The organism is Streptomyces sp. NPDC014889 (genome assembly GCF_043081205.1).
Classification (GTDB): domain Bacteria; phylum Actinomycetota; class Actinomycetes; order Streptomycetales; family Streptomycetaceae; genus Streptomyces.
Window position 1 is genome coordinate 270,881 of the sequence record NZ_JBIBWH010000004.1, and the last position, 21,690, is coordinate 292,570.

The window sequence follows — 21,690 nt, forward strand, 5'->3', positions numbered from 1 at the left end:
CGGCCGGCCGTTTCCTGATCGGCGGGCGACGTCACGGAGCGAGGCGGGAGGGGAGCGACCGGGTGACACTGCATCACATCGAGCTCTGGGTGGCCGACCTGGAGCGCGCCCGCGCCTGCTGGGGCTGGCTCCTCGAACGGCTCGGCTGGTCGCCGTACCAGGACTGGCCGGCGGGGGTGAGCTGGCGGTCCGGTGACACCTACCTCGTGGTCGAGCGGTCCCCGGCCCTCCGCGGGGACCGGCACGACCGCCTCCGCCTCGGCCTCAACCACCTGGCGTTCCATGTGCCCACCCGGCACGGGCTCGACGCCCTGGTCGCCGAGGCGCCCCGGCACGGCTGGACGCTGATGTTCGCCGACCGCCACCCGTACGCCGGCGGCCCCGGACACTACGCCGCCTACCTGGAGAACACCGACGGCTTCGAAGTCGAGCTGGTGGCCCGCCCCGAACCGCCCGGGAAGCCCGCCGACACCGCCCCGGACGCCGCGGATCCCGGCACACCTGGCGAACACCCGTGACACCGACCGACGTCCGCGAGCCGACCGACGCCGCGCCGGGCGGCCCGGCGCGGGGCGACGGCGGCGTGTCGAGTGACGCGGCGCCGGGCGGCCCGGCGCGGGGCGACGGCGGCGTGTCGAGTGACGCCGCGCCGAGCGACCCGGCGCGGGACGGCGTCCGCGCACCAGCCGACGCCACGCTGGGCAGGCTTCGCGCCGATCGGGCCTTGCGTCGGGCGGGTCCCGTGCGGGGCGACCTGCGTCGGGCGGGCCCTGTGCGGGGCGACCTGCGTCGGGCGGGTCCCGTGCGGGGCGACCTGCGTCGGGCGGGCCCCGTGCGGGGCGACCTGCGTCGGTCGGATCCCGTGCGGGGCGACCTGCGTCGGGCGGGCCCTGCGCTGAGCGACCCGCGCTGGTCGGATCCCGTGCCGGGCGACCTGCGTCGGGCGGCGCCTGCGCTGAGCGACCCGCGCTGGTCGGATCCCGCGTCGGACGGACTCCGTGCCGGGCGGGCCTCCGCCGGGCGGCCAGGCGCCGGGTGGACCGATTTCCTACTGTCTCAAGGAGCACCCCATGACGGAGACCGCGGCGGCGAACGCCCTGCCGTACAAGGAACTCGACGGCTTCGGCCTGCGCCTGCGGGCCTGGCGGGAGGATGACGCGCCGGCCCTGCTGAGAGGCCTGAACGACGCCGAGTCGCGGCGCTGGTCCGGCTTCCAGCCCCTGCCCACGGACGAGGCCGGGGCGCTGGCCTTCATCGCCAGGCGCGCCGGGCTTCTCGAACAGGGCACGCTCGCGCCGTACTGCGTCACCGACGCGGCCACCGGAGAGGTGCTCGGCAGCGTGGAGCTGCACAAGATAGAGCCCCGCATGAGCCACGCCGGGGTCGGGTACTGGCTGCTGCCCGAGGCGCGCGGCCGCGGCGCGGTGACCCGGGCCGTCGAGCTGTGCGTCCGCTGGGGCTTCGAACAGCTCGGTCTGCACCGCATCGATCTGGGGCACGCCGTCGGCAACACGGCCTCCTGCCGGGTCGCCGACCGCTGCGGCTTCGTCTACGAGGGCGTGCTGCGCGGCTTCCTGCCCGCGTCGAGCGCGCCGGGCACGTTCGACGACACCCACCTTCACGCGCGACTCGCGACGGACCCGTACCCGGCCGTCGGCTGAGCGTGCCGGGCGGCCCGCGCCGGGACCGGCCGGGCCCGCACCCGGCCGTCCCCGTCGGTCTCAGGCCTCGCTCCCGGCCCCCTCGGGGAAGTGGCAGGCCGTCAGATGCCCTTCTGCGCTGCCCTCCACCCGCACCAGCGGCGGCGCCTCGCCGGCGCACCGTTCCGTCGCCTTCCAGCAGCGGGTGCGGAAGCGGCAGCCCGAGGGCGGGTTGACGGGGGAGGGCACATCGCCGGTGAGGCGGATGCGTTCACGGCTCGGAGCGTCCTCGGTACTCAGCTCCGGGACGGCGGAGAGCAGGGCCCGGGTGTAGGGGTGGCGGGGATTGCCGTAGAGCTCGTCGCGGTCGGCGACCTCCACGATCCTGCCCAGGTACATCACCGCGACGCGCTGCGAGAAGTGGCGTACCACGGCCAGGTCGTGGGCGATGAAGACGAACGCGATGCCCAGGTCCTTCCGCAGGCCCTGGAGCAGATTGACGACCTGCGCCTGGATGGACACGTCCAGCGCCGAGACGGGTTCGTCGGCCACGATCAGCTTGGGTTCGAGCGCCAGCGCCCGGGCCACGCCGATGCGCTGCCGCTGCCCGCCGGAGAACTCGTGCGGGAAACGGTTGAAGTGCTCGGGGTTGAGCCCCACGGTCTCCAGGAGCTCCCTGACGCGCTTCTCGCGCCCACCAGCCGGCTCGATGCCGTTGATCTCCATCGGCCCCGAGATGATTGTGCCGACGGTCTGGCGCGGATTCAGCGAGGCGTACGGGTCCTGGAAGATCATCTGGATCTCGGAGCGCACCGGGGCCAGTTCCCGCCGGGAGGCGTGCGTGATGTCCTGGCCGCGGTAGGCGATCCGGCCGCTCGTGGGTTCCAGCAGGCGCGTGATCAGCCGTCCGGTGGTCGACTTGCCGCAGCCGGACTCGCCGACCAGACCCAGGCTCTCGCCCTCGGCGACGCTGAAGTCCAGCCCGTCCACGGCCTGTACCGCGCCGACCCTGCGCCGGAACGGAAAGCCGCCCATGATCGGGAAGTGTTTGGTGAGTCCGGAGACGTCCAGGAGGGGAGTGGTGCTGCTCATGGTGATGAAGTCCCGTCTCTTGTACGTCAGTTGGGCCGTGTGGTTCCGGCTGGGTCGGCGAAGCGCCGGGCGCGCTGCTCGGTGCTGAGGTGGCAGGCGCTGCCCCGGCCGTCCACCAGTTCAAGCGCCGGCTGCTCGGTGGCACACCGGCCGCCGCCGACCTCCTCGGTGAAGGAGCAGCGCGGGTGGAACCGGCAGCCGCCCGGCGGGTCGAGCAGGCTGGGCGGGGCGCCGGGGATCGGCGACAGCGGCACGTCCACGGGCCCGTCGAGCGTCGGCATCGAACCCAGCAGGCCCAGCGTGTAGGGGTGCTGCGGAGTGCTCAGCACCTCCTTCTTGGTGCCCCGCTCCACGCATCGCCCGCCGTACATCACCAGCACCTCGTCCGCGATGTCCGCGATGACACCGAGGTCGTGCGTGATGAAGACGATGGAGGTCCCGGTCTCCTGCTGGAGATCCTTGAGCAGGTCCATGATCTGGGCCTGCACGGTGACGTCCAGCGCCGTGGTCGGCTCGTCCGCGATCAGCAGCTCCGGGTCGCAGACCAGGGCCATCGCGATCATCGCGCGCTGCCGCATACCGCCGGAGAACTGGTGCGGGTAGTCGTCGACCCGCAGGTCGGGCTGCGGAATCCCGACCCGGGTGAGCATCTCCACGGCCCGTACCCGCGCCTCCTTCCGGGAGGCCCCGGTGTGCTTGCGGAAGGTCTCGCCGATCTGCCGTCCGATCGTGTGGTACGGCGAGAGGGAGGCCAGCGCGTCCTGGAAGATCATGGACATCTTGTTGCCGCGCAGCCGTTCGAGTTCCCGCGTGCTCGCCGTCAGCAGATCCTGCCCGTCGAGCAGGATCTGCCCGCTGATCTCGGTGTGGTCGGGGTGGTGCAGGCCGAGGACGGCGAGGTTGGTGACCGACTTCCCGGAGCCGGACTCGCCGACGATGCCGAGCGTCCTGCCACGTTCCACGTCGAAGGAGAGCCCGTCGACGGCCCTGACCGTGCCGTCCGGGGTGGGGAAGTGGACGTGCAGGTCCCGCACGGAGAGGAAGGGGGTGCTGCTCATGGTGCTCTCCTAGGCGAGGCGGACGCGGGGGTCGATGACGGCGTAGACGGCGTCGACGACGATGTTGAAGACGACGATGGCGGCGGCCGCGACCAGCACCACGCCCAGGAGCATGGGGAGGTCGTTGTCCCGGACCGCCTTGACCGACAGCGCGCCGATGCCGTGCAGGCTGAACGTCTGCTCGGTGATGATCGCCCCGCCCAGCAGATAGCCCAGGTCGAGCCCGAAGATGGTGACGATGGGTCCCATGGCGCCGCGCCAGGCGAAGCGGAAGAACACGGTGCGGCGGGAGAGCCCCTTGGCCCGTGCCGTGCGGACGTAGTCCTCGCTCAGGGTCTCCACGAGCTGGGAGCGGCTCATACGGGTGTAGTTGGCCGTGAAGATCAGCGCCAGCACGAGCCAGGGCAGCAGCAGGCCCTGGAACCAGCCCGCGGGGTCCTCGGAGAGCGGTACGTCCCGGGGCCGGCTGAGGATGTGCCACTGGTCGCACAGGTAGTACATCGCGACCACGCCGACGATGTAGATCTGGAGTGAGGAGAAGATCAGCGAGGCCGACGAGGCGATCTTGTCGAGGGCCTTCCCCTGCTTGACCGCGGCGATCATGCCGGTGCCGACGCCGAAGAGGACGAAGACCACCGCGCTGCCGAGCGAGAGCGAGAGGGTCACGGGGAAGCGGTCCAGGATGGTGCCCAGAACCGGCTCGTGGTTGTGGAACGAGTAGCCGAGGCAGGGCGCGGGGCAGTGCCCGAACGACGCGTAGTCCCGGCCCACGAAGACGGCTTTCAGCCAGTGCCAGTACTGCACCGGCAGCGGATCGTCGATGCCCAGGTTGTGCCGGACCAGCTTCAGCGTCTCGGGCGTGCAGATCTTGCCGCAGGCGACGCGAGCGGGGTCGCGGGGCGCGACGTAGAAGAGGACGAAGGTGATGGCGCTGATGATCAGCAGGATCACGAGCGCGCCGACTGTCCGGCGGACGAGGAAGCGGAGCATGGCGATGGAATTCCCTGGCAGACGCCGACGAGGGGGAGAACGGGGGCGGGACGCCGCTGCGGCGCCCCACCCGTGAGAAGCGTCAGGCCTTGACGTACAGCTTGTAGAGGATGGCGGCGGAGTACAGCGGGTCGAAGACCGCGTTGCCGACCTTGGAGCCGTACATGTAGAAGCGGCGGGAATACACTTCGGGGATGATGGGCGCCTGCTCCTCCATGATCCGCCGGTCCAGCTCGGCCCAGGCCTTGCCGGCCTTCTCGGGATCGGTGATGGTGGCGTTCTTCTTGATCGCCTCGTCCACCCAGCCGACCTTCATCTGGGAGACGTTGTTGGTGCCGTTGGCCACCGTGCCGCCGTCGAACAGCGGCTGCATCATCGTGTAGCCGGTCGGCCAGTCCGGGACCCAGCCGAACCAGAACACGTCGAAGGTGTTGTCGACCTGCTGGATCTGGTCGTAGTAGCTGGTGGACTCCACGCCCTTGAGGACCGGGGTGAAGCCCGCCTTCTTCAGCGCGTTCTCGATGACGACCTTGGTCCGGTCGTACGTCTGGGACTGCGGGTAGGCGTAGACGATCTTCTGGCCGAGCTTGCCGGCCTCCTTCAGGAGCTTCTTCGCGGCCTCCGGGTCGCCCTGCGGCTTCTTCAGCTTGCCGTAGACGTCGAACTCCTCCCGGCCCAGGATGTCGGGACTGAGGATGGTGGTCGCGTAGTCACCGGCGGAGGGGCCACCGTAGATCCTGCGGATTCCCTCCAGCGGCCATGCGTGGTTGAGCGCCTGGCGAACCTTGAGGTCCTTGATGCGGCTCATGTTGATCGCGTAGTAGTTCGTGCCGCTCAGCAGGCCACTGTAGGAGCGCTTCTTCAGCTCGGGGGTGGTGAGGACCTTCTGGATGCGGTCGGCGGGGACGCCGCTGTACACCATGAGGGCGTACTGGTCCTGGCCCGAGTCCGCAATCATCCGGTCCGTCGCCTGAAGGTTCTCGGGACCGAACTCGAAGACGAAACTGTCCGGGTAGGCGTTGCGGATCGAGTCGGTCGCCGGGTCCCAGTGCTCGTTGCGCACCATGGTCATCGACTTGTCGACGGTGTGCTTGCTGATCCGGTAGGGACCCGCGGAGACCGGGTCCTTGTCGTACTTCTCCTTGGTGTCGTGCTTGACCGGCACGGCGCCGTAGGAGGTCATCGCCAGCGTGAAGTTGAGGTCGGGACGGGCGTCCTTCAGATGGAAGGTGATCGTCTTCTTGTCCGCGTCCGTCTCGATCGAGTCGAGGTGCTTGCCCCCGTAGGGGCCCTTGTACTTGCTCCGGAAGTCAGTACCACCGGTGAGGGCGATCTGGAGGTACTGGGCGCCCTCGGTGGTGAAGCCGGCGAAGCCGCGCTCGATGCCGTGGCGGACATCCTCGACGGTGAGTTCGCTGCCGTCCTCCCACTTGAGCCCGTTCTTCAGTGTGAAGGTCCAGGTCTTGCCGCCATCGGGCGTGGAGCCCGCATCGGTGGCGAGGTCGCCGACCAGCTTCATCGAGCCGTCCTGGGCGATCTTGTACCCGGTGAGGCAGCGGATGAACAGGTTGCCGGCCGCGGAGTTCCACGAGTAGTAGATGCGCTGCGGGTCGAGGTGGGAGAAGTCGTCGGGGGCGATGCCGCGGATCGTGCCGCCCTTGCGCGCGCCCTCGATCTCGGGCGCCGGTCCCGTGGAGTCCTCCTTGGTGCCGACCGTCACGGTGCCCGTGTACGTGTCGGCACCTCCGTGCCCGCCCGTGCCGCCGTCTCCGCCGCCCGCGTCGCCGCTGCTGCACGCGGACAGGACGAGGGAGCCGCCGGCCGCGACCGACGTGGCGATGATGAAGTTTCTCCGGGAAAGGGACATGGCTCCTGCTCTGGTCGAGGGAGGTGGTGATCCGCCGGACCCGTCGCCCGGCGTCCGTTCTGAATCAGCGCTTGGTCTTGGGGTCCAGCGCGTCGCGCACCGAGTCACCGAGCAGGTTGAAGGCGATCACGAAGATCACCATCGACGCGCCCGGGAAGAGCATGAAGGTGATGTCGTTCTGGTAGACCTCCGAGCCGCGCTGGATCATCACGCCCCAGTCGGGTGTCGGCGAGGTCAGTCCGACGCCGAGGAAGGCCAGGCCCGCCTCGGCGGTGACGAAGATGGGCAGCGCGAGGGTGGCCTGGATCAGGATCGGCGTCCACAGGTTGGGCAGCAGCTCCTTGAAGACGATCCGCGCCGGGGAGGCGCCGGTCACCCTGGCGGCCTCCACGAACTCCCGTTCCCGCAGGGCCAGTACCTCACCGCGCAGCAGGCGGGCGAGGGAGGCCCAGCCGAAGGCCGTGAGGACCGCGATCAGGCTGGTGACGGTCAGCCAGACCGGGGTGTTCTCGTCCGGCGGGACCAGAATGCTGATCATCACCGGCCAGAAGGCGATGAAGAACAGGGTGGACGGGAAGGCCAGCAGGATGTCGATGACCCGGCTGACGAGGTAGTCGGTCCTGCCGCCCAGGTAGCCCGCGGTGATGCCGATGACGACGCCCAGCACGGTCACCAGCAGGGTCGCGGCCGACGCGATCAGCAGCGAGTTGCGCATCCCGTAGAGCAGGAAGGTGAAGACGTCACGGCCGAGACCGGGCTCGACGCCGAACCAGAAGTCGCCGCTGATACCGCCGTTGGGCTTGATGGGTGAACCGAAGTCGTTCAGCAGCCCCGGCTGGTCCTGCCCGTACGTCGTGTACGGATCCTTTCCGTACAGCTTCGCGATGAGCGGCGCGCAGAGCGCCACCACGAAGAAGAAGATCACCACATAGGCCGAGACGACACCGGAGCGGTCGCGCTTGAAGCGCTGCCACGCGAGCTGCCCCGGTGACCGTCCCTCTCTCTTCGGAGCCGAGGGCCCCGCCTTCGGCGTGCTCTCTTCCGCCACTTCAAGTGAAGCCTTGGCGAGTGGAGTTGGGGAGGTCATGTCGCTCCTGGCCCGGAGGAAGTCGTGGTTCTCCGCAGGACGCACCCACGGGCTAGGCGGACCTTTTCAACGCCATTCATGCAGGGTCAATGTATCCATCTCGGCGTTGGCGTTCTCTTTGAGATCTTTGCCAGAGCATGGCCGTGAAGAGAGATCCGCATTACCTTTCCATGACCGGGGCGAGAGGACATTTTGGAGCCTCTCGAACGAATCTGGTAATGGGTCCGATATCCGTCGCCGCCATCTCGGAATCCGTACATCCGTCCGGCGGGACCGATCGGTGCGGCGACCATGTGACATGCGGTTCATGTGCTGATATGTCCTGAGGTCATCGCATCCCGAGGAGGCACCCATGCGTGGAGTCGCGCACGCCCCGTGGGCTGCGGGCGCGGCGGTGGCCCTGCTCGTCCTCGCCGGCTGCGGCGGCGGGGGAACCGGTGTCGGCCCCAAGGCGCTGACCGCATCCTGGGGCGACCCGCAGAACCCGCTGGAGCCGTCCAACACCAACGAGGTGCAGGGCGGCAAGGTGCTCGACATGATCTTCCGCGGGCTGAAGCGGTACAACCCGAGGACCGCCAAGGCCGAGAACATGCTCGCGGAGAGCATCTACACCGCCGATTCGCAGCACTTCACCATCACCGTCAAGAACGGCTGGCGGTTCAGCAACGGCGAACCGGTCACCGCCCGTTCCTTCGTCGACGCCTGGAACTACGGCGCGAGCCTGCGCAACAACCAGAAGAACGCCTACTTCTTCGGCTACATCGAGGGCTACGACAAGGTCCACCCGGAGAGCGGGAAACAGAGCGCCGACACCCTCTCCGGGCTGCGGGTCACCGGCCCGCGCACCTTCGCCGTCACCCTCAACCAGAAGTTCTCCACCTTCCCCGACACCCTCGGCTACGCCGCCTTCGTCCCGCTGCCCCGCGCCTTCTTCACCCACCACGCCGCCTGGCTGGACAAGCCGGTCGGCAACGGCCCGTACTCCATCGAGTCGTACACCAAGGGCGCGCAGATGACCCTCAGGAAGTGGGACGGCTACCCGGGTCCGGACAAGGCGCGGAACGACGGCGTGACCCTCGTGGTCTACACCGACAGCAACACGGCGTACACCGACGTGCTGGCCGGCAACCTCGACCTCGTCGACGACATCCCCGCGGGCCAGCTCAAGAACGTGCGGACCGATCTGGCGGGCCGTTACATCAACAGCCCGGCCGGCATCCTGCAGACGCTCGCCTTCCCGTTCTACGACCCGAAGTGGAACACCGGCGGGGCGCGCAAGGTCCGTACCGGCCTGTCCATGGCCATCAACCGCAAGCAGATCACCGAGACCATCTTCCGGGGCACCCGCACCCCGGCCACCGACTGGACCTCCCCGGTCCTCGGCACGGCCGGCGGCTTCAAACCCGGCCTGTGCGGCCACGCCTGCGACTACGACCCGGCCGGGGCCCGGAAGCTGGTCCAGGAGGGCGGCGGACTCCCCGGCGGCCAGGTGAGGATCACGTACAACGCGGACACGGGCTCGCACAAGCAGTGGGTGGACGCCGTGTGCAACTCCATCAACAACGTGCTCGGCAACGACCGTGCCTGCGCCGGCAACCCGGTCGGCACCTTCGCCGACTTCCGCAACCAGATCGGCGGGCACCGGATGACCGGGCCCTTCCGGGCCGGCTGGCAGATGGACTACCCGCTGATCCAGAACTTCCTCCAGCCGCTGTACTACACGGGCGCGTCCTCCAACGACGGCAAGTGGTCCAACCAGCAATTCGACCGCCTCGTCGACCAGGCCAACGCCGAGACCGACCGGACCCGTTCGATCCGGCTCTTCCAGCAGGCCGAGGGCGTCGTACGGGACAACATGGCCGCCATCCCGCTGTGGTACCAGAACGGCAGCGCCGGCTACTCCGACCGGCTGCACGACGTGGCGCTCAACCCGTTCAGCGTCCCCGTCTACGACGAGATCAGGGTCGGCTGATCCGGCATGGGACGCTATGTCGCCAGACGGCTGCTCCAGATGATCCCGGTGTTCTTCGGGGCCACCCTGCTGATCTTCCTGATGGTGAACGTGATGGGCGACCCCATCGCCGGACTGTGCGGCCAGCGCGCCTGCGACACCGCGACCGCCGCCCAGCTCAGACGGGAGTTCGGCCTCGACAAGCCGCTGTGGCAGCAGTACGCGACCTACATGGGCAACGTCTTCACCGGCGACTTCGGCACCGCCTTCAACGGACAGCCCGTCACCCAGCTCATGGCGTCGGCGTTCCCCGTCACCATCCGGCTGACCGTCGTCGCGATCCTCTTCGAGATCGCCGTCGGCATCACCCTGGGCGTGCTGACCGGGCTGCGCCGCGGCCGGCCCGTCGACACCTCGGTCCTGGTCCTCACCCTCGTCGTCATCTCCGTCCCCACCTTCGTCACCGGCCTGCTGCTGCAACTGCTGTTCGGCGTCCAGTGGGGCTGGATCAGACCCTCGGTGTCCCCGGCGGCGGCCTTCGGCGAGCTGATCGTGCCCGGCCTGGTCCTCGCCTCCGTCTCCCTCGCCTACGTCACCCGGCTGACCCGTACCTCCATCGCCGAGAACCGGCGCGCGGACTATGTGCGCACGGCCGTCGCCAAGGGAGTGCCCCGGCGCCGGGTCGTCGTCCGGCACCTGCTGCGCAACTCCCTCATCCCGGTGGTCACCTTCATCGGCACCGACATCGGCGCGCTGATGGGCGGCGCCATCGTCACCGAGCGCATCTTCAACATCCACGGCGTCGGCTACCAGCTCTACCAGGGGATCCTGCGGCAGAACACCCAGACCGTCGTCGGCTTCGTAACGGTCCTCGTCCTGGTCTTCCTGGTCGCCAACCTGCTCGTGGACCTGCTCTACGCCGTACTCGACCCGAGGATCCGCTATGCCTGAGCAGCCGAGGGAGCCCGAGCGCGCCATCGCCGGGACCGGCATGGGCGGCGCGATGGACCTCGCGGCGAGCGAGGCGACGACGCTGGAGCGGCCGCCGGGCGGGCCGGAGGGCAAGCCCCGCTCGCTGTGGTCCGACGCCTGGCGCGACCTGCGCCGCAACCCGGTCTTCCTGCTCTCCGCGCTGGTGATCTGCTTCCTGGTCCTCATCGCGATCCGGCCCTCCCTGATCACCTCGGGCAATCCGCTCACCTGCGATCTGGCCCGGGCCCAGGACGGGTCCGCGCCCGGCCACCCCTTCGGCTTCGACGGCCAGGGCTGCGACGTCTACACGCGCACCGTCTACGGGGCCCGCGCGTCCGTCACGGTCGGGGTGTGCGCCACGCTCGGCGTGGCGCTCTTCGGCTCGGTGCTCGGCGGGCTCGCCGGATACTACGGCGGCGCCGGGGACGCCGTGCTGTCCCGGGCCACCGACGTCTTCTTCGCCATCCCCGTCGTCCTCGGCGGCCTCGTCCTGCTGTCCGTCGTGCCGAGCAGCACCGTCTGGCCGGTCGTCGGGTTCATCGTGCTGCTCGGCTGGCCGCAGATCGCCCGGATCGCGCGCGGCTCCGTCATCACCGCCAAACAACTCGACTACGTCCAGGCCGCCCGCGCCCTGGGGGCCTCCAACTCGCGCATCCTGCTGCGGCACATCACGCCCAACGCCGTCGCCCCGGTGATCGTCGTCGCCACCATCGCGCTCGGCACGTACATCGCGCTGGAGGCGACCCTGTCCTACCTCGGCGTCGGGCTGAAGCCGCCCAGCGTCTCCTGGGGCATCGACATCTCCGCCGCCTCGCCCTACGTCCGCAACGCCCCGCACGCGCTGCTGTGGCCCGCCGGGGCGCTGGCGATCACGGTCCTGGCCTTCATCATGCTCGGCGACGCGGTGCGCGACGCCCTCGACCCGAAGCTGAGGTGACGGCGCCGTGCTGCTCGAAGTCCGCGATCTGCACGTGGAGTTCAGGACCCGGGACGGGATCGTCCACGCCGTCAACGGAGTCGGCTACGAGGTGGACGGGGGCGAGACGCTCGCCGTGCTCGGGGAGTCCGGCTCCGGCAAGTCCGTGACCGCGCAGGCGGTCATGGGCATCCTCGACGTGCCGCCCGGCCGGATCAGCGGCGGGCGGATCCTCTTCCGCGGCAGGGACCTGCTGCGACTGAAGGAGGAGGAACGGCGGCGGATCCGGGGCGCCGAGATGGCGATGATCTTCCAGGACGCGCTGTCCGCGCTGAACCCGGTGCTGACCGTCGGCGACCAGCTCGGCGAGATGTTCGTCGTGCACCGGGGCATGTCCCGCAAGGACGCCCGCGCCAGGGCCGTGGAGCTGATGGACCGGGTGCGCATCCCGGCCGCCCGGCAGCGCATCGGCGACTACCCGCACCAGTTCTCCGGCGGTATGCGCCAGCGCATCATGATCGCCATGGCGCTGGCCCTGGAACCGGCGCTCATCATCGCCGACGAGCCGACCACCGCCCTCGACGTGACCGTCCAGGCCCAGGTGATGGACCTGCTCGCCGAGCTCCGGCACGAGTACCGCATGGGGCTCGTCCTCATCACCCACGACCTCGGCGTGGTCGCCGACGTCGCCGACCGGATCGCGGTGATGTACGCGGGCCGGATCGTGGAGTCCGCGCCGGTGCACGACATCTACAAGGCGCCCGCTCACCCGTACACGCGGGGCCTGCTGGACTCGATCCCGCGCCTGGACCACAAGGGCCGTGAGCTGTACGCCATCAAGGGCCTGCCGCCCAACCTCCAGTCGATCCCGCCCGGTTGCGCCTTCCACCCGCGCTGCCCCATGGCCCGGGACGTATGCCGGACGGACGTGCCGCCCCTGTACGAGGTCTCCGAAAGCCGCGTGAGCGCCTGCCACTTCTGGAGGGAGTGCCTGGGTGACAGAGCAGACGGCTGAGCGGGAGCCCGAGCCGATCCTCGAGGTCAGCGGGCTGGTCAAGTACTACCCGCTCACCCGGGGCGTCCTGTTCAGGAAGCAGGTCGGGGCGGTCAAGGCGGTCGACGGCGTCGACTTCACCCTGGGCCGGGGCGAAACGCTCGGCATCGTGGGCGAGTCCGGCTGCGGCAAGTCGACGGTCGCGAAGCTGCTGTGCAATCTGGAGCGGCCCACGGCGGGCGAGATCCGCTACCGGGGCGAGGACATCACCCGGCTGTCCGGGCGGGCGCTGAAGGCGGTGCGCCGCAACATCCAGATGGTGTTCCAGGACCCGTACACGTCGCTCAACCCCCGTATGACGGTGGGCGACATCATCGGGGAGCCGTACGAGATCCACCCCGAGGCGGCGCCGAAGGGCGACCGGCGGCGCCGGGTGCGGGAGCTGCTGGACGTGGTCGGCCTCAACCCGGAGTACATCAACCGCTACCCGCACCAGTTCTCCGGCGGTCAGCGCCAACGCATCGGCATCGCCCGGGGTTTGGCGCTGCGGCCCGAGATCATCGTCGCCGACGAGCCGGTCTCCGCGCTCGACGTCTCGGTGCAGGCCCAGGTGATCAACCTGATGGAGCGGCTGCAGAACGAGTTCGACCTGTCGTACGTCTTCATCGCGCACGACCTGTCGATCGTGCGGCACATCTCCGACCGGGTGGGGGTGATGTACCTCGGGCGGATCGTCGAGATCGGCACGGACGAGCAGATCTACGACCATCCGACGCACCCCTATACCCAGGCGCTGCTGTCCGCCGTGCCCGTGCCGGACCCGGGGGCGCGGGAGCGCCGGGAGCGGATCATCCTCTCGGGGGACGTGCCGTCCCCGACGGACATCCCCTCCGGCTGCCGGTTCCGCACCCGCTGCTGGAAGGCGCGGGAGCGCTGCACGCTGGAGGTGCCGGAACTGGCGGTGCCCGAGGAGTTCCAGCACGACACCGGGCCGGCGGTGCACGACTCGGCGTGCCACTACGCGGCGGAGCTTCAGGTGGTGCCGCCGGAGGAACGGGACACCGACGGAGAGGGCAGCGGCACCAAGGCGCCGTGACCGGAGCGCTGTGGGATCGGGGGCCGGGGCGGCGTGCCGTGTGCCGCCCCGGCCCCGTGCTCAGCCGAGCCCCAGGGAACGCTTGAGGAAGTCCACCTGGAGCAGCAGAAGGTTCTCGGCGACCTGTTCCTGCGGAGTCATGTGGGTGACTCCGGACAGCGGCAGCACCTCGTGCGGGCGGCCCGCGGCGAGCAGGGCGGAGGACAGCCGCAGGGCGTGGGCGACCACCACGTTGTCGTCGGCCAGGCCGTGCACGATCATCAGCGGCCGGTGCGGCTCGGCGGGCGAGGAGAGCCCGTCGTCGGTGACCAGGGAGCTGTGGGCATACACCTGCGGAACCTGGTCCGGGTCGCCCAGGTACCGCTCGGTGTAGTGGGTGTCGTACAGGCGCCAGTCCGTGACCGGGGCACCCGCGATGCCCGCGTGGAAGACGTCGGGGCGGCGCAGCACGGCCAGGGCGGCCAGATAGCCGCCGTAGGACCAGCCGCGGATCGCGACCCTGCCGAGGTCGAGCGGATACGTCCCGGCGAGGTCCCGCAGGGCCTCGATCTGGTCGTCGAGGGTGACCGTGAAGTCGTGGTGGACGGCCTTCTCCCAGGCGGGGGAGCGGCCCGGGGTGCCGCGGCCGTCGGCGACGACCACCGCGAAGCCCTGGTCGGCGAACCACTGGGAGGTGAGGTGCGCGTTGTGCGCGGCCACCACGCGGGAGCCGTGCGGGCCGCCGTAGGGGTCGAGCAGGACGGGCAGGGGAGCGGAGGCGGCAGTGTCACGGGGGTAGTCCGTAGGCATAAGCACGGCGCACGGGATTCGGCGTGCGCCCCCCTGGGTGAGGGTCACGCGCGGGGACAAACCGGGGTCTTCGGCGTGGGAGCGGATGGTGGCCACGGTCCGGCCCTCGCGCACCACCCGTACCCGGGCGCCCGGCCGGTCGAGCGTGGCGGAGACGAGGACGGCCACGCCCCCGGCGCGCACCGCGCTGTGCACACCCGGCTCCTGACTCACGCGCTCCACGCCGAGCTCGTTGACGCGGTAGACGTGTACCTCACCGGTCTCCGGCTCGGCCGCCTCCTCGCCCGCAGAGGCCGCGACCAGCACGTCGTCGCCCGACACGTCCAGCACCGCCCGCACGTGCAGCTGCGCTCCGGTGAGCGGTCGTTCGCCGACCGCCAGCACCCGCGCGCCGCCCTCGTCGGCGACACGCACGAGCTGCCCCGAGGGGGACCAGCTCGGCGCCCCGGGGAAAAGATCAAGCCAATCTTGATCTTCGTCGGCATGCACCATGCGGGTCGCTCCGGACTCCGGGTCCACTGCCAGGTACAGCTGGCTTCGCTGGTCGCGCGCCTGTACGAGGAGCAGCGGCGCCCCCGCCGCTGACCAGTGCACATGAGCCAGATACGGGTAGCGGGACCGGTCCCAGAGGACCTCCGTGCGGGCCCCGTCCAGACCGAACACGAACAACTGTACGTCCGCGTTGGGGGTGCCGGCGGCCGGGTAGGCGACACGGTTCGGCTCCCGCTCGGGCTGCGCCGGGTCGGAGATCCACCAGCGCCGCACCGGCGTGTCGTCCACGCGCGCCACGAGCAGCCGGTCCGACTCCGGCGCCCACCAGAAGCCGCGGGAACGCTGCATCTCCTCGGCCGCGATGAACTCCGCGAGGCCGTAGGCGACGCCCTCGGACTCCGGTTCGGCGAGCGCCCGGTCGCCGTCGCCCTCGGCGCCCACCACCCGCAGGGACCCGGCGGTGACGTAGGCGACGTGCCGTCCGTCGGGGGACGGACGGGGGTCGATCACCGGTCCGGGGACGGGCAGTTCGCGGGCCGTACCGGCCCGCAACTCGGCCGTGAAAAGCCGCCCTGACAAGGCGAAAGACGCCAACTCCGCGGCGGTGTCGGTGGCGTAGCCGACGATGCCGGCACCACCCTCGCGGCTGCGTTCGCGGCGCGCTCGTTCCTCGGCCGAGAGGTCCTCGGAGGCGCCGCCGAGGAGGGCGCGCGGGTCGGCGGCCACGCGCTCCGCACCGTCGCCAAGGTCGAGCACCCAGAGGGAGTTGGCCCGGTCGGTGCCGGATCCGGAGCGCAGGAACACGACGCGGGAGGCGTCGGGAGCCACGGTGAACGCGCGCGGCGCGCCGAGCGTGAACCGCTGGGTGCGCGCGTGCCGTCGGGGGAAGGAGACAGGCTCGGTCGTCATGCCATGACCATATTGGCCATGCGCCCCCTTGTGCGGCCGTGCGCCGACCGATGCGCGCGTGCGGATAGTTATGATCGTTAGCGCATAGTGGGTATGAACCTGCTGCCTGCTGTGTGGATTTATCTGCCCCCATAGTCCGACGACCCCCGATACCCCCGACACCCCCCGCGTCCCGGGAACTTTGGAGGTGAGCCGCCGTGGCACTCTCGATTTCGGCGGTGGTGCTGCTGGCGATCATCGTCTTCTTGTTGATCAAGAAGTCGGGCCTCAAGGCGGGCCACGCGATCGTGTGCATGCTCCTGGGCTTCTACCTGGCGTCGTCCACGGTAGCCCCCACGATCAGCGAACTCACCACGAACATCGCGGGGATGATCGGCAGCTTCAAGTTCTAGTCCCCGTGGGCTGTGTCCTCGGTGGTGGGGCGGCGCCTGCCCCACCACACGCGGGTGCCCGCCTCAGCAGCGGATGGCGCTCGCCGGCAGGGCGGAGCGGAAGGCGCCGTGGAGGTCCTTGAGTCCCTCGTTGGGCTGGACGATCACCTTGGTGCCCAGGTAGTCGTCCTTGCTCCACACGCACCAGTACTCGTTGGTGCGGTTCCATGCGGAGCGGGCCGAGGGCAGGTTCTGCCGCTTCACGTCGTCCGTCCCCTTCACGTAACTGCCGCGGCGGCCCGTGCCGTTGGAGAACTCGTAGAGGCAGAAGTGGTCGATCGCGCAGACCGCCGTGGCCGACGCCGGGGCCGAGGAGGGGGCCGCCGGACCGGCGGGCAGCAGGGTGGCGGCAGCGGTCGCGGCCACCACGGCCCCGACGGACAGGAACTTGCGCATGTCATCCCTTTCGGAGTGCGTGCCAGACATGAAAAGGATCACCAATCGGACACAGTGCCGCCAATTCCCTGAAAGGGTGGCATTTCTGCAGTGTTGTCCGGGAATGGTCACCGGCTACGCGCTCCGCCCTGTCAGCCCTTGGAGGCGTACGAGGCGAAGTGGGTCCAGGACTCCGGCGTCATCGCGAGCCGGGGGCCCTCGATGTACTTCGAGTCGCGGACGTGGACCGTGCTGGGGGCGATGGCGATCTCGACGCAGGAGTCGCCTTCGTTGCCGTCGCTGTAGCTGCTCTTGAACCAAGCCAGTTCGGAGGTGTCCCCGACGGAGGCCCTGTAGTTCATTTTTCTCCCAGCAGTTGATCGATGAAGGTCATGGACTCCCGCGGCGGGAGAGCCTGCGCCCGGATGGTGCCATACCTCAATTCAAGGATGCGCAGCTGCCTCGGATCGGAGGTGGGCCGGCCGTTGAACGCGCCCTCGGCGCGCCCCACCGTCGTGCCGTCCTCGAATTTCAGCAACTCGATCTTTCCGTCCAAGCCCGGGTGAACCTCACATTCCGTAGGCATCACCTGTAGCGTGACATTGCTCAACCGCCCCACCTCAAGCAGACGTTCGAGTTGCTGTCGCCACAACCATTGTGCCCCCGAGGGGGCGCCGGAGCGGCGCCTCTTCCAGCACGAAGCTGAGCGAGGGTGCCGGAGCCCTGTCGAAGATGGCTTGCCGTGCAACGCGGGCGGCCACCATTCGCTCCACCTCGTCCTCCGAGTACGGAGGCTGGCGCGACTCGAACGCCACCCTGGCGTGGGCCTCCGTCTGCAACAGCCCACTGATGCTGTGGCACACGTACACGCCGATCTCCACGGCCCGCGCCTCCATCTGCGCCAGGTCCCGGACCTTCTTCGGGTACCGGACCCGCTTCACGTCCTCCTTCATCGCCGAGAGCAACCCGCCCGCCCTCAGCAACTCATCCGCCCTGTCCAAATATTCAGGCCGCGGGATCCGCTTGCCGCTCTCGATCTTGTACACGAGATCGTCGCCGTACCCGATCGCCGCGGCGAACTCGGTGACCCGCATCCCCGCCGCTTCTCGCCGCAGTCTCAACTGCCGCCCCACCGTGGCGACCACGGCGAGCGCCCAGTCGTCGTCCGGGTCCACCTCCCACCCCGGCTCGTCCAACGTTTCCGAGTCGACCCGGGTCCGTACCGCCTCACCGTCCACCGACATGTGCGCGCCCTTCCGTAGTGCGTGTCGTACTCGTAAGAACGCCATCGACAGCTTGGACAGCACCGGACAAGCAGTGGACGGTGACCCTACGCAACAGCTTGATTACTCGTCACGGTAAGCCTGCTCGGCCACGCTGAGTGACGTGAATCAGGAAATTGCCGAGCCCACCGCCCAACTCCACGCCCAAGTCCGCAACTTCAGCGTGCTCCTGTCGTGCACCCCGCGAGGCGCCCGCCTGGCCCGGCTGCTCGCCGCCGACCAGCTCCGCAACTGGGAGCTCCCGATCGAGGCGGCGAGCCACATCGTGGCCGAGCTGGCGGCGAACGCGGCCACCCACGGCCGGCTCCCCGGCCGCAGCTTCCGCCTGACGCTGTACGTGGTCGGTAGCACCCTCCGTATCGAAGTCACCGACACGCGCGGTGAACGCCACCCGAAGCTCCAGGAGCCGGACGCGGACGCCGAGTCGGGCCGTGGCCTGCTGCTCGTGGACGCCCTCGCCGACCGCTGGGGCGTGGCCGAGGAGCGCTTCCCGCGCAAGACCATCTGGGCCGAGCTGCGCCTGCCGCGACCGGAACGCGCCCCCACGGGTTCCGGTGCCGCCGACGGCTAAAAGCAAAGGAACGAGGGAGAAAGAACCCCCACCAAGCCCCACCCCTCCCGCCCGCGGCCCACGCTCACTCGGGCGGGTGAACAATCCCGCCTCGGCTGGATTTCGCAGCCCCCGGCGGCTCTACGCTCAGCGCAACGCAGCACAACAACCACAGACATGCGACGGCCCCCGCCGGGACGGCAATCCCAGTGCGAGGGCCTGACCACCGAGGAAGAGAGAGCTTCCCGATGGGTACCCAGCACCCTAGCGTGCCCCCGCACGCCCAGTCCCGTATTGCGGCCGACAAGGACCCGAAGCGGGGCCACCACACCGGCGGACTCGTCCACGACAACACCCGCCACACCACCCGCTTCACGGTGATCGGCAACCACCTGGCCCAGCACCGTGCGCTGTCGCTGCTCGCGATCGGACTCGCGGTGCACCTCCAGTCGCTGCCGAGGGGCGCCCGCGTCACCACGAGGAAGCCCCCCCGCACGCCGGACCGTCCGGCTGCACCGCCGAAGCGGGAGAAGTGCGAGAAGCAGGCGGCGCGCGAGACCGGCGGGGCACGTGAGAAGCGCGCGGCCCGCAAGCCGCTCCCCGCCGTCCCCCGCCCCGCGTATCCCGCCCCTGCCCTTCTGAAGGCGGCCACCGACCTCCTCGCGGACCTCCGTCGCCACGACTCCCGCCTCTTGCTCTCCGCCTGCGACACGGCCCATCTGGCCCCAGGCGTCGCCGCCTGGCTGGAACGCGAGGTGGGCCCGGCGGCCGTTCGCCACGCCCTCATCGCCGACCTCCCACCCGAGGGACTACGCCACCCCGCCGCCGTCCTGGCCCACCGCCTCACCGCCCAGCTCCCACCGCCGCTTCCGTTCCGCGCCCCGGCCGCCCCTTTGCCCGTGCGGCACCCGCTTCAGACCTGCGAGGGCTGCGACCGCGCCTTCCGCGCCCCCGAACCCGGCCGCTGCCGCGACTGCCGAACCCATCTCCAGGAGGACGCCTAGCATGAACGTGACGATCCTTGCCCCCGGGCACAGACGAGGAGCGAGCGCCATGGCCGTCGTACCGGACAACGCGAAGCAGGGCGGCTCCCACCTGTACCGGGCCATGCGCGACTTCGTCCAGTCCGCGGACGACACGCTGCCGGGCAAATTCGAGATCACCAAGGAAGGGATCGTCCACGACGTCATGTCGCCCAGCGGCCGCCACGAGCTGACCGCGCTGCGGCTCCGGAAGCGCCTGGAGAAGGTGATGCCGGAAGAGATCGTCGCCCATACCGGCGAGCCCGACGTGGAGAGCGAGCCCGAATGCGTCATGCGCCGCCCGGACGTGATGGTGATCGCCGAAGACGACATGGACACCGAAGGGTCCGTCGATCCCCGAACGCTCATCGCCGCCATCGAGATCGTCTCCCGTTCGAATCCGGGCAACGACTGGATGGGCAAAGTGCGGGACTACCCGCTGCTCGGCATCCCCGTCTACGCCGTCTTCGACCCGCGCACCGGCGAAGGCGCGGTCTTCACCGACATCCACCCCACCCCGGACGGCCCCCGCTATGCGACCCGCAAGGACTTCGTCTATGGCGAGGACGTCACCATCGGCGAGTGGACGATCGCGACGGACGGTCTGCCGCGCTATCGGGGGGACAGCGCTGAGGAAGCCGAGTCCTGAACGTGCTCCCGGTGCCGTCTCCGAGGCGCCTGCCCCGGCCCGGGGAGACGCCTGGGGAGGTTCGGAGGCCTCGTAGGGTGGGCCCATGACGGAACGGGCCGCTCGGCGGCTGATGCTGGTGCACGCGCATCCCGACGACGAGTCGATCAACAACGGTGCGACCATGGCGCGCTACGCGGCCGAGGGTGCCCGGGTGACGCTGGTGACCTGCACGCTCGGGGAGCTGGGCGAGGTCATCCCGGACGAGCTGCGGCACCTGGAGGGAGCGGCCGGGCTCGGCCCGTACCGGGGGCAGGAGCTGGCCGCGGCCATGCGGGAGCTGGGAGTCGAGGACTTCCGGCTGCTCGGCGGGGCCGGGCGGTACCGGGACTCCGGGATGATGGGGCTCGCGGACAACGACGACCCGGACTGCCTGTGGCAGGCCGACCTCGACACCGCCGCCGAGCACCTCGTCGCCGTGATCCGCGAGGTGCGCCCGCAGGTCCTCGTCACCTACGACGACAACGGCGGCTACGGCCACCCCGACCACATCCAGGCCCACCGCATCGCCATGCGCGCCGTGGACCTGGCGGCCGACCCCGCCGTGCGCCCCGGTCTCGGCGAGCCCTGGCGGATCGCCAAGGTGTACTGGAACCGCCTCCCGCGCCCGGTCGCCGAGGAGGCCTTCGCACGGCTGAAGGACGATCTGCCCGGGCTGCCGTTCGACGAGCCGGCGGCGATCGACGACGTTCCCGGAGTCGTCGGCGAGGAGCGCGTCACCACCGCGGTCGACGGCGGCGCGTACGCCGCCGCCAAGGTCGCCGCGATGCGCGCGCACGCCACCCAGATCGAGATGGCCGAGCCGTACTTCGCCCTGTCCAACCGGCTCGCCCAGCCCGTCTTCACCACCGAGTTCTACGAGCTGGTGCGCGGGGAACCCGTCGCGGGGCCGGGGGAGCGGGAGACCGATCTGTTCGCCGGCACCGAGAAGGAGGCGTCATGAGTTCAGGGGGAGGGGGCTCCATGCTCGCGCAGCCTCTCAAGCCGCCCTCCGCCGGGCGGGCCGCCGCGTACCTGGGACTCTTCCTGCTCGGCGCGGTGGTCGCGGTCGCGGGTGCCCTGGTGCAGGCCGCCTGGTTCCCCGGCGGGCTGCTGCTCGCGCTCGCGGGCGCCGCCGGGCTGTTCCTGGGCGGGGCGCGGGCCGCGCGCAGCCGGGGCGGGGCCGTGGCGGGAGCGGCCGGCTGGGTCGTCACCGTGTTCGTGCTCACGGCCAGCCGCCCCGAAGGAGACTTCTTCTTCGCGGCCGGCGGCGGCTCCTACCTCTTCCTGCTCGGCGGCATGGCCGTTGCTGTGATCTGCGCCACCTTGGCTCCGGGGCGGCAACCGGACGGCGACGACGCCCGACTTGGGAAGTGACGTACCACTTCTTCCCGGGGTGCCGGTAGGGGTCCCGTGGGGGTTTACCCAGCGGTCCCGGGATAAGGGCCCGGAGCGGCCAGTATGGTGGTGCGCGCGCCGCCGAGCCGCCCGCACTGAGGTCGTACCGTG

The 21,690-nt window shown here is 70.1% G+C and carries 21 protein-coding genes and 1 pseudogene; 13 read left to right on the forward strand and 9 right to left on the reverse strand.

The genetic code is table 11. The features are described from left to right. The first annotated feature begins 62 nt into the window (after positions 1-62). Together ACF09J_RS10040 and ACF09J_RS10045 are read left to right on the forward strand one after the other, a co-directional pair. Positions 63-518 (forward strand): VOC family protein, encoded by a 456-nt coding sequence (locus ACF09J_RS10040; protein ID WP_392304901.1) that lies wholly within the window; start codon positions 63-65, stop codon positions 516-518. A gap of 552 nt (positions 519-1,070) precedes the next feature. Beyond that, the gene (locus ACF09J_RS10045; protein WP_392304902.1) at positions 1,071-1,661 is read left to right on the forward strand and encodes a GNAT family N-acetyltransferase; all 591 of its coding nucleotides are present in this window, start codon (positions 1,071-1,073) and stop codon (positions 1,659-1,661) included. A gap of 60 nt (positions 1,662-1,721) precedes the next feature. On the opposite strand, the gene ACF09J_RS10050 is transcribed toward ACF09J_RS10045, so the two are convergent. The 5 genes from ACF09J_RS10050 to ACF09J_RS10070 form a co-directional block, all read right to left on the reverse strand. Continuing rightward, positions 1,722-2,732, reverse strand: a complete 1,011-nt coding sequence (locus ACF09J_RS10050; RefSeq protein ID WP_392304903.1) for an ABC transporter ATP-binding protein — start codon at positions 2,730-2,732, stop codon at positions 1,722-1,724. A gap of 26 nt (positions 2,733-2,758) precedes the next feature. Next, entirely contained in the window at positions 2,759-3,790 is a 1,032-nt protein-coding gene (locus tag ACF09J_RS10055; protein WP_392304904.1) for an ABC transporter ATP-binding protein, read from the reverse strand. Positions 3,791-3,799: 9 nt separating this feature from the next. Beyond that, entirely contained in the window at positions 3,800-4,780 is a 981-nt protein-coding gene (locus tag ACF09J_RS10060) for an ABC transporter permease (RefSeq protein WP_392304905.1), read from the reverse strand. 82 nt (positions 4,781-4,862) lie between these two features. Next, entirely contained in the window at positions 4,863-6,647 is a 1,785-nt protein-coding gene (locus ACF09J_RS10065) for an ABC transporter substrate-binding protein (protein WP_392304906.1), read from the reverse strand. A gap of 64 nt (positions 6,648-6,711) precedes the next feature. Further along, the gene (locus ACF09J_RS10070; protein ID WP_392304907.1) at positions 6,712-7,734 is read right to left on the reverse strand and encodes an ABC transporter permease; all 1,023 of its coding nucleotides are present in this window, start codon (positions 7,732-7,734) and stop codon (positions 6,712-6,714) included. A gap of 352 nt (positions 7,735-8,086) precedes the next feature. Here ACF09J_RS10070 and ACF09J_RS10075 point away from each other — a divergent pair, with 352 nt between their 5' ends. From ACF09J_RS10075 to ACF09J_RS10095, 5 genes are read left to right on the forward strand one after another with little or no spacing between them, the layout of a single operon-like run. Further along, entirely contained in the window at positions 8,087-9,706 is a 1,620-nt protein-coding gene (locus tag ACF09J_RS10075; RefSeq protein ID WP_392304908.1) for an ABC transporter substrate-binding protein, read from the forward strand. 6 nt (positions 9,707-9,712) lie between these two features. After that, positions 9,713-10,636, forward strand: coding sequence for an ABC transporter permease (locus ACF09J_RS10080; RefSeq protein WP_392304909.1), 924 nt, complete (start codon positions 9,713-9,715; stop codon positions 10,634-10,636). Further along, a complete protein-coding gene (locus tag ACF09J_RS10085; protein WP_392304910.1) occupies positions 10,629-11,594 on the forward strand; it encodes an ABC transporter permease in 966 nt (321 codons plus the stop codon). The genes ACF09J_RS10080 and ACF09J_RS10085 overlap by 8 nt, the downstream gene beginning before the upstream one ends. Positions 11,595-11,601: 7 nt before the next feature. Then, entirely contained in the window at positions 11,602-12,588 is a 987-nt protein-coding gene (locus ACF09J_RS10090; protein WP_392304911.1) for an ABC transporter ATP-binding protein, read from the forward strand. After that, positions 12,569-13,663: an ABC transporter ATP-binding protein gene (locus tag ACF09J_RS10095; RefSeq protein WP_392304912.1), complete on the forward strand. Its 1,095-nt coding sequence runs from the start codon at positions 12,569-12,571 to the stop codon at positions 13,661-13,663. The genes ACF09J_RS10090 and ACF09J_RS10095 overlap by 20 nt, the downstream gene beginning before the upstream one ends. A 60-nt stretch (positions 13,664-13,723) precedes the next feature. Here the strand turns inward: ACF09J_RS10095 and ACF09J_RS10100 are convergent, their stop codons facing one another. Further along, a complete protein-coding gene (locus tag ACF09J_RS10100; RefSeq protein WP_392304913.1) occupies positions 13,724-15,853 on the reverse strand; it encodes an alpha/beta fold hydrolase in 2,130 nt (709 codons plus the stop codon). Between the two features lie 197 nt (positions 15,854-16,050). Here ACF09J_RS10100 and ACF09J_RS10105 point away from each other — a divergent pair, with 197 nt between their 5' ends. Continuing rightward, entirely contained in the window at positions 16,051-16,245 is a 195-nt protein-coding gene (locus ACF09J_RS10105; protein WP_392304914.1) for a hypothetical protein, read from the forward strand. 63 nt (positions 16,246-16,308) lie between these two features. Here the strand turns inward: ACF09J_RS10105 and ACF09J_RS10110 are convergent, their stop codons facing one another. The 3 genes and pseudogenes from ACF09J_RS10110 to ACF09J_RS10120 form a co-directional block, all read right to left on the reverse strand. Beyond that, positions 16,309-16,680 (reverse strand): peptidase inhibitor family I36 protein, encoded by a 372-nt coding sequence (locus ACF09J_RS10110; protein ID WP_392304915.1) that lies wholly within the window; start codon positions 16,678-16,680, stop codon positions 16,309-16,311. 131 nt (positions 16,681-16,811) lie between these two features. Beyond that, positions 16,812-17,021: a DUF397 domain-containing protein gene (locus ACF09J_RS10115; RefSeq protein ID WP_392304916.1), complete on the reverse strand. Its 210-nt coding sequence runs from the start codon at positions 17,019-17,021 to the stop codon at positions 16,812-16,814. After that, positions 17,018-17,903, reverse strand: a pseudogene (locus tag ACF09J_RS10120) (helix-turn-helix domain-containing protein). The gene ACF09J_RS10115 and the pseudogene ACF09J_RS10120 overlap by 4 nt, the downstream one beginning before the upstream one ends. A gap of 142 nt (positions 17,904-18,045) precedes the next feature. On the opposite strand from ACF09J_RS10120, the gene ACF09J_RS10125 reads away from it, so the two are divergent. From ACF09J_RS10125 to ACF09J_RS10145, 5 genes are all read left to right on the forward strand, one after another. Then, positions 18,046-18,513, forward strand: a complete 468-nt coding sequence (locus ACF09J_RS10125) for an ATP-binding protein (RefSeq protein ID WP_392304917.1) — start codon at positions 18,046-18,048, stop codon at positions 18,511-18,513. Between the two features lie 227 nt (positions 18,514-18,740). Beyond that, positions 18,741-19,496 (forward strand): helix-turn-helix domain-containing protein, encoded by a 756-nt coding sequence (locus tag ACF09J_RS10130; RefSeq protein WP_392304918.1) that lies wholly within the window; start codon positions 18,741-18,743, stop codon positions 19,494-19,496. Positions 19,497-19,545: 49 nt separating this feature from the next. Then, on the forward strand, positions 19,546-20,163 hold the full coding sequence (locus ACF09J_RS10135; RefSeq protein ID WP_392304919.1) for a Uma2 family endonuclease: 618 nt from the start codon (positions 19,546-19,548) through the stop codon (positions 20,161-20,163). An 85-nt stretch (positions 20,164-20,248) separates the two neighbouring features. Next, a complete protein-coding gene (gene mshB, locus ACF09J_RS10140; protein ID WP_392304920.1) occupies positions 20,249-21,145 on the forward strand; it encodes an N-acetyl-1-D-myo-inositol-2-amino-2-deoxy-alpha-D-glucopyranoside deacetylase in 897 nt (298 codons plus the stop codon). After that, positions 21,142-21,558, forward strand: coding sequence for a DUF6113 family protein (locus ACF09J_RS10145; RefSeq protein WP_392304921.1), 417 nt, complete (start codon positions 21,142-21,144; stop codon positions 21,556-21,558). The genes mshB and ACF09J_RS10145 overlap by 4 nt, the downstream gene beginning before the upstream one ends. The last annotated feature ends 132 nt before the right edge of the window (positions 21,559-21,690 follow it).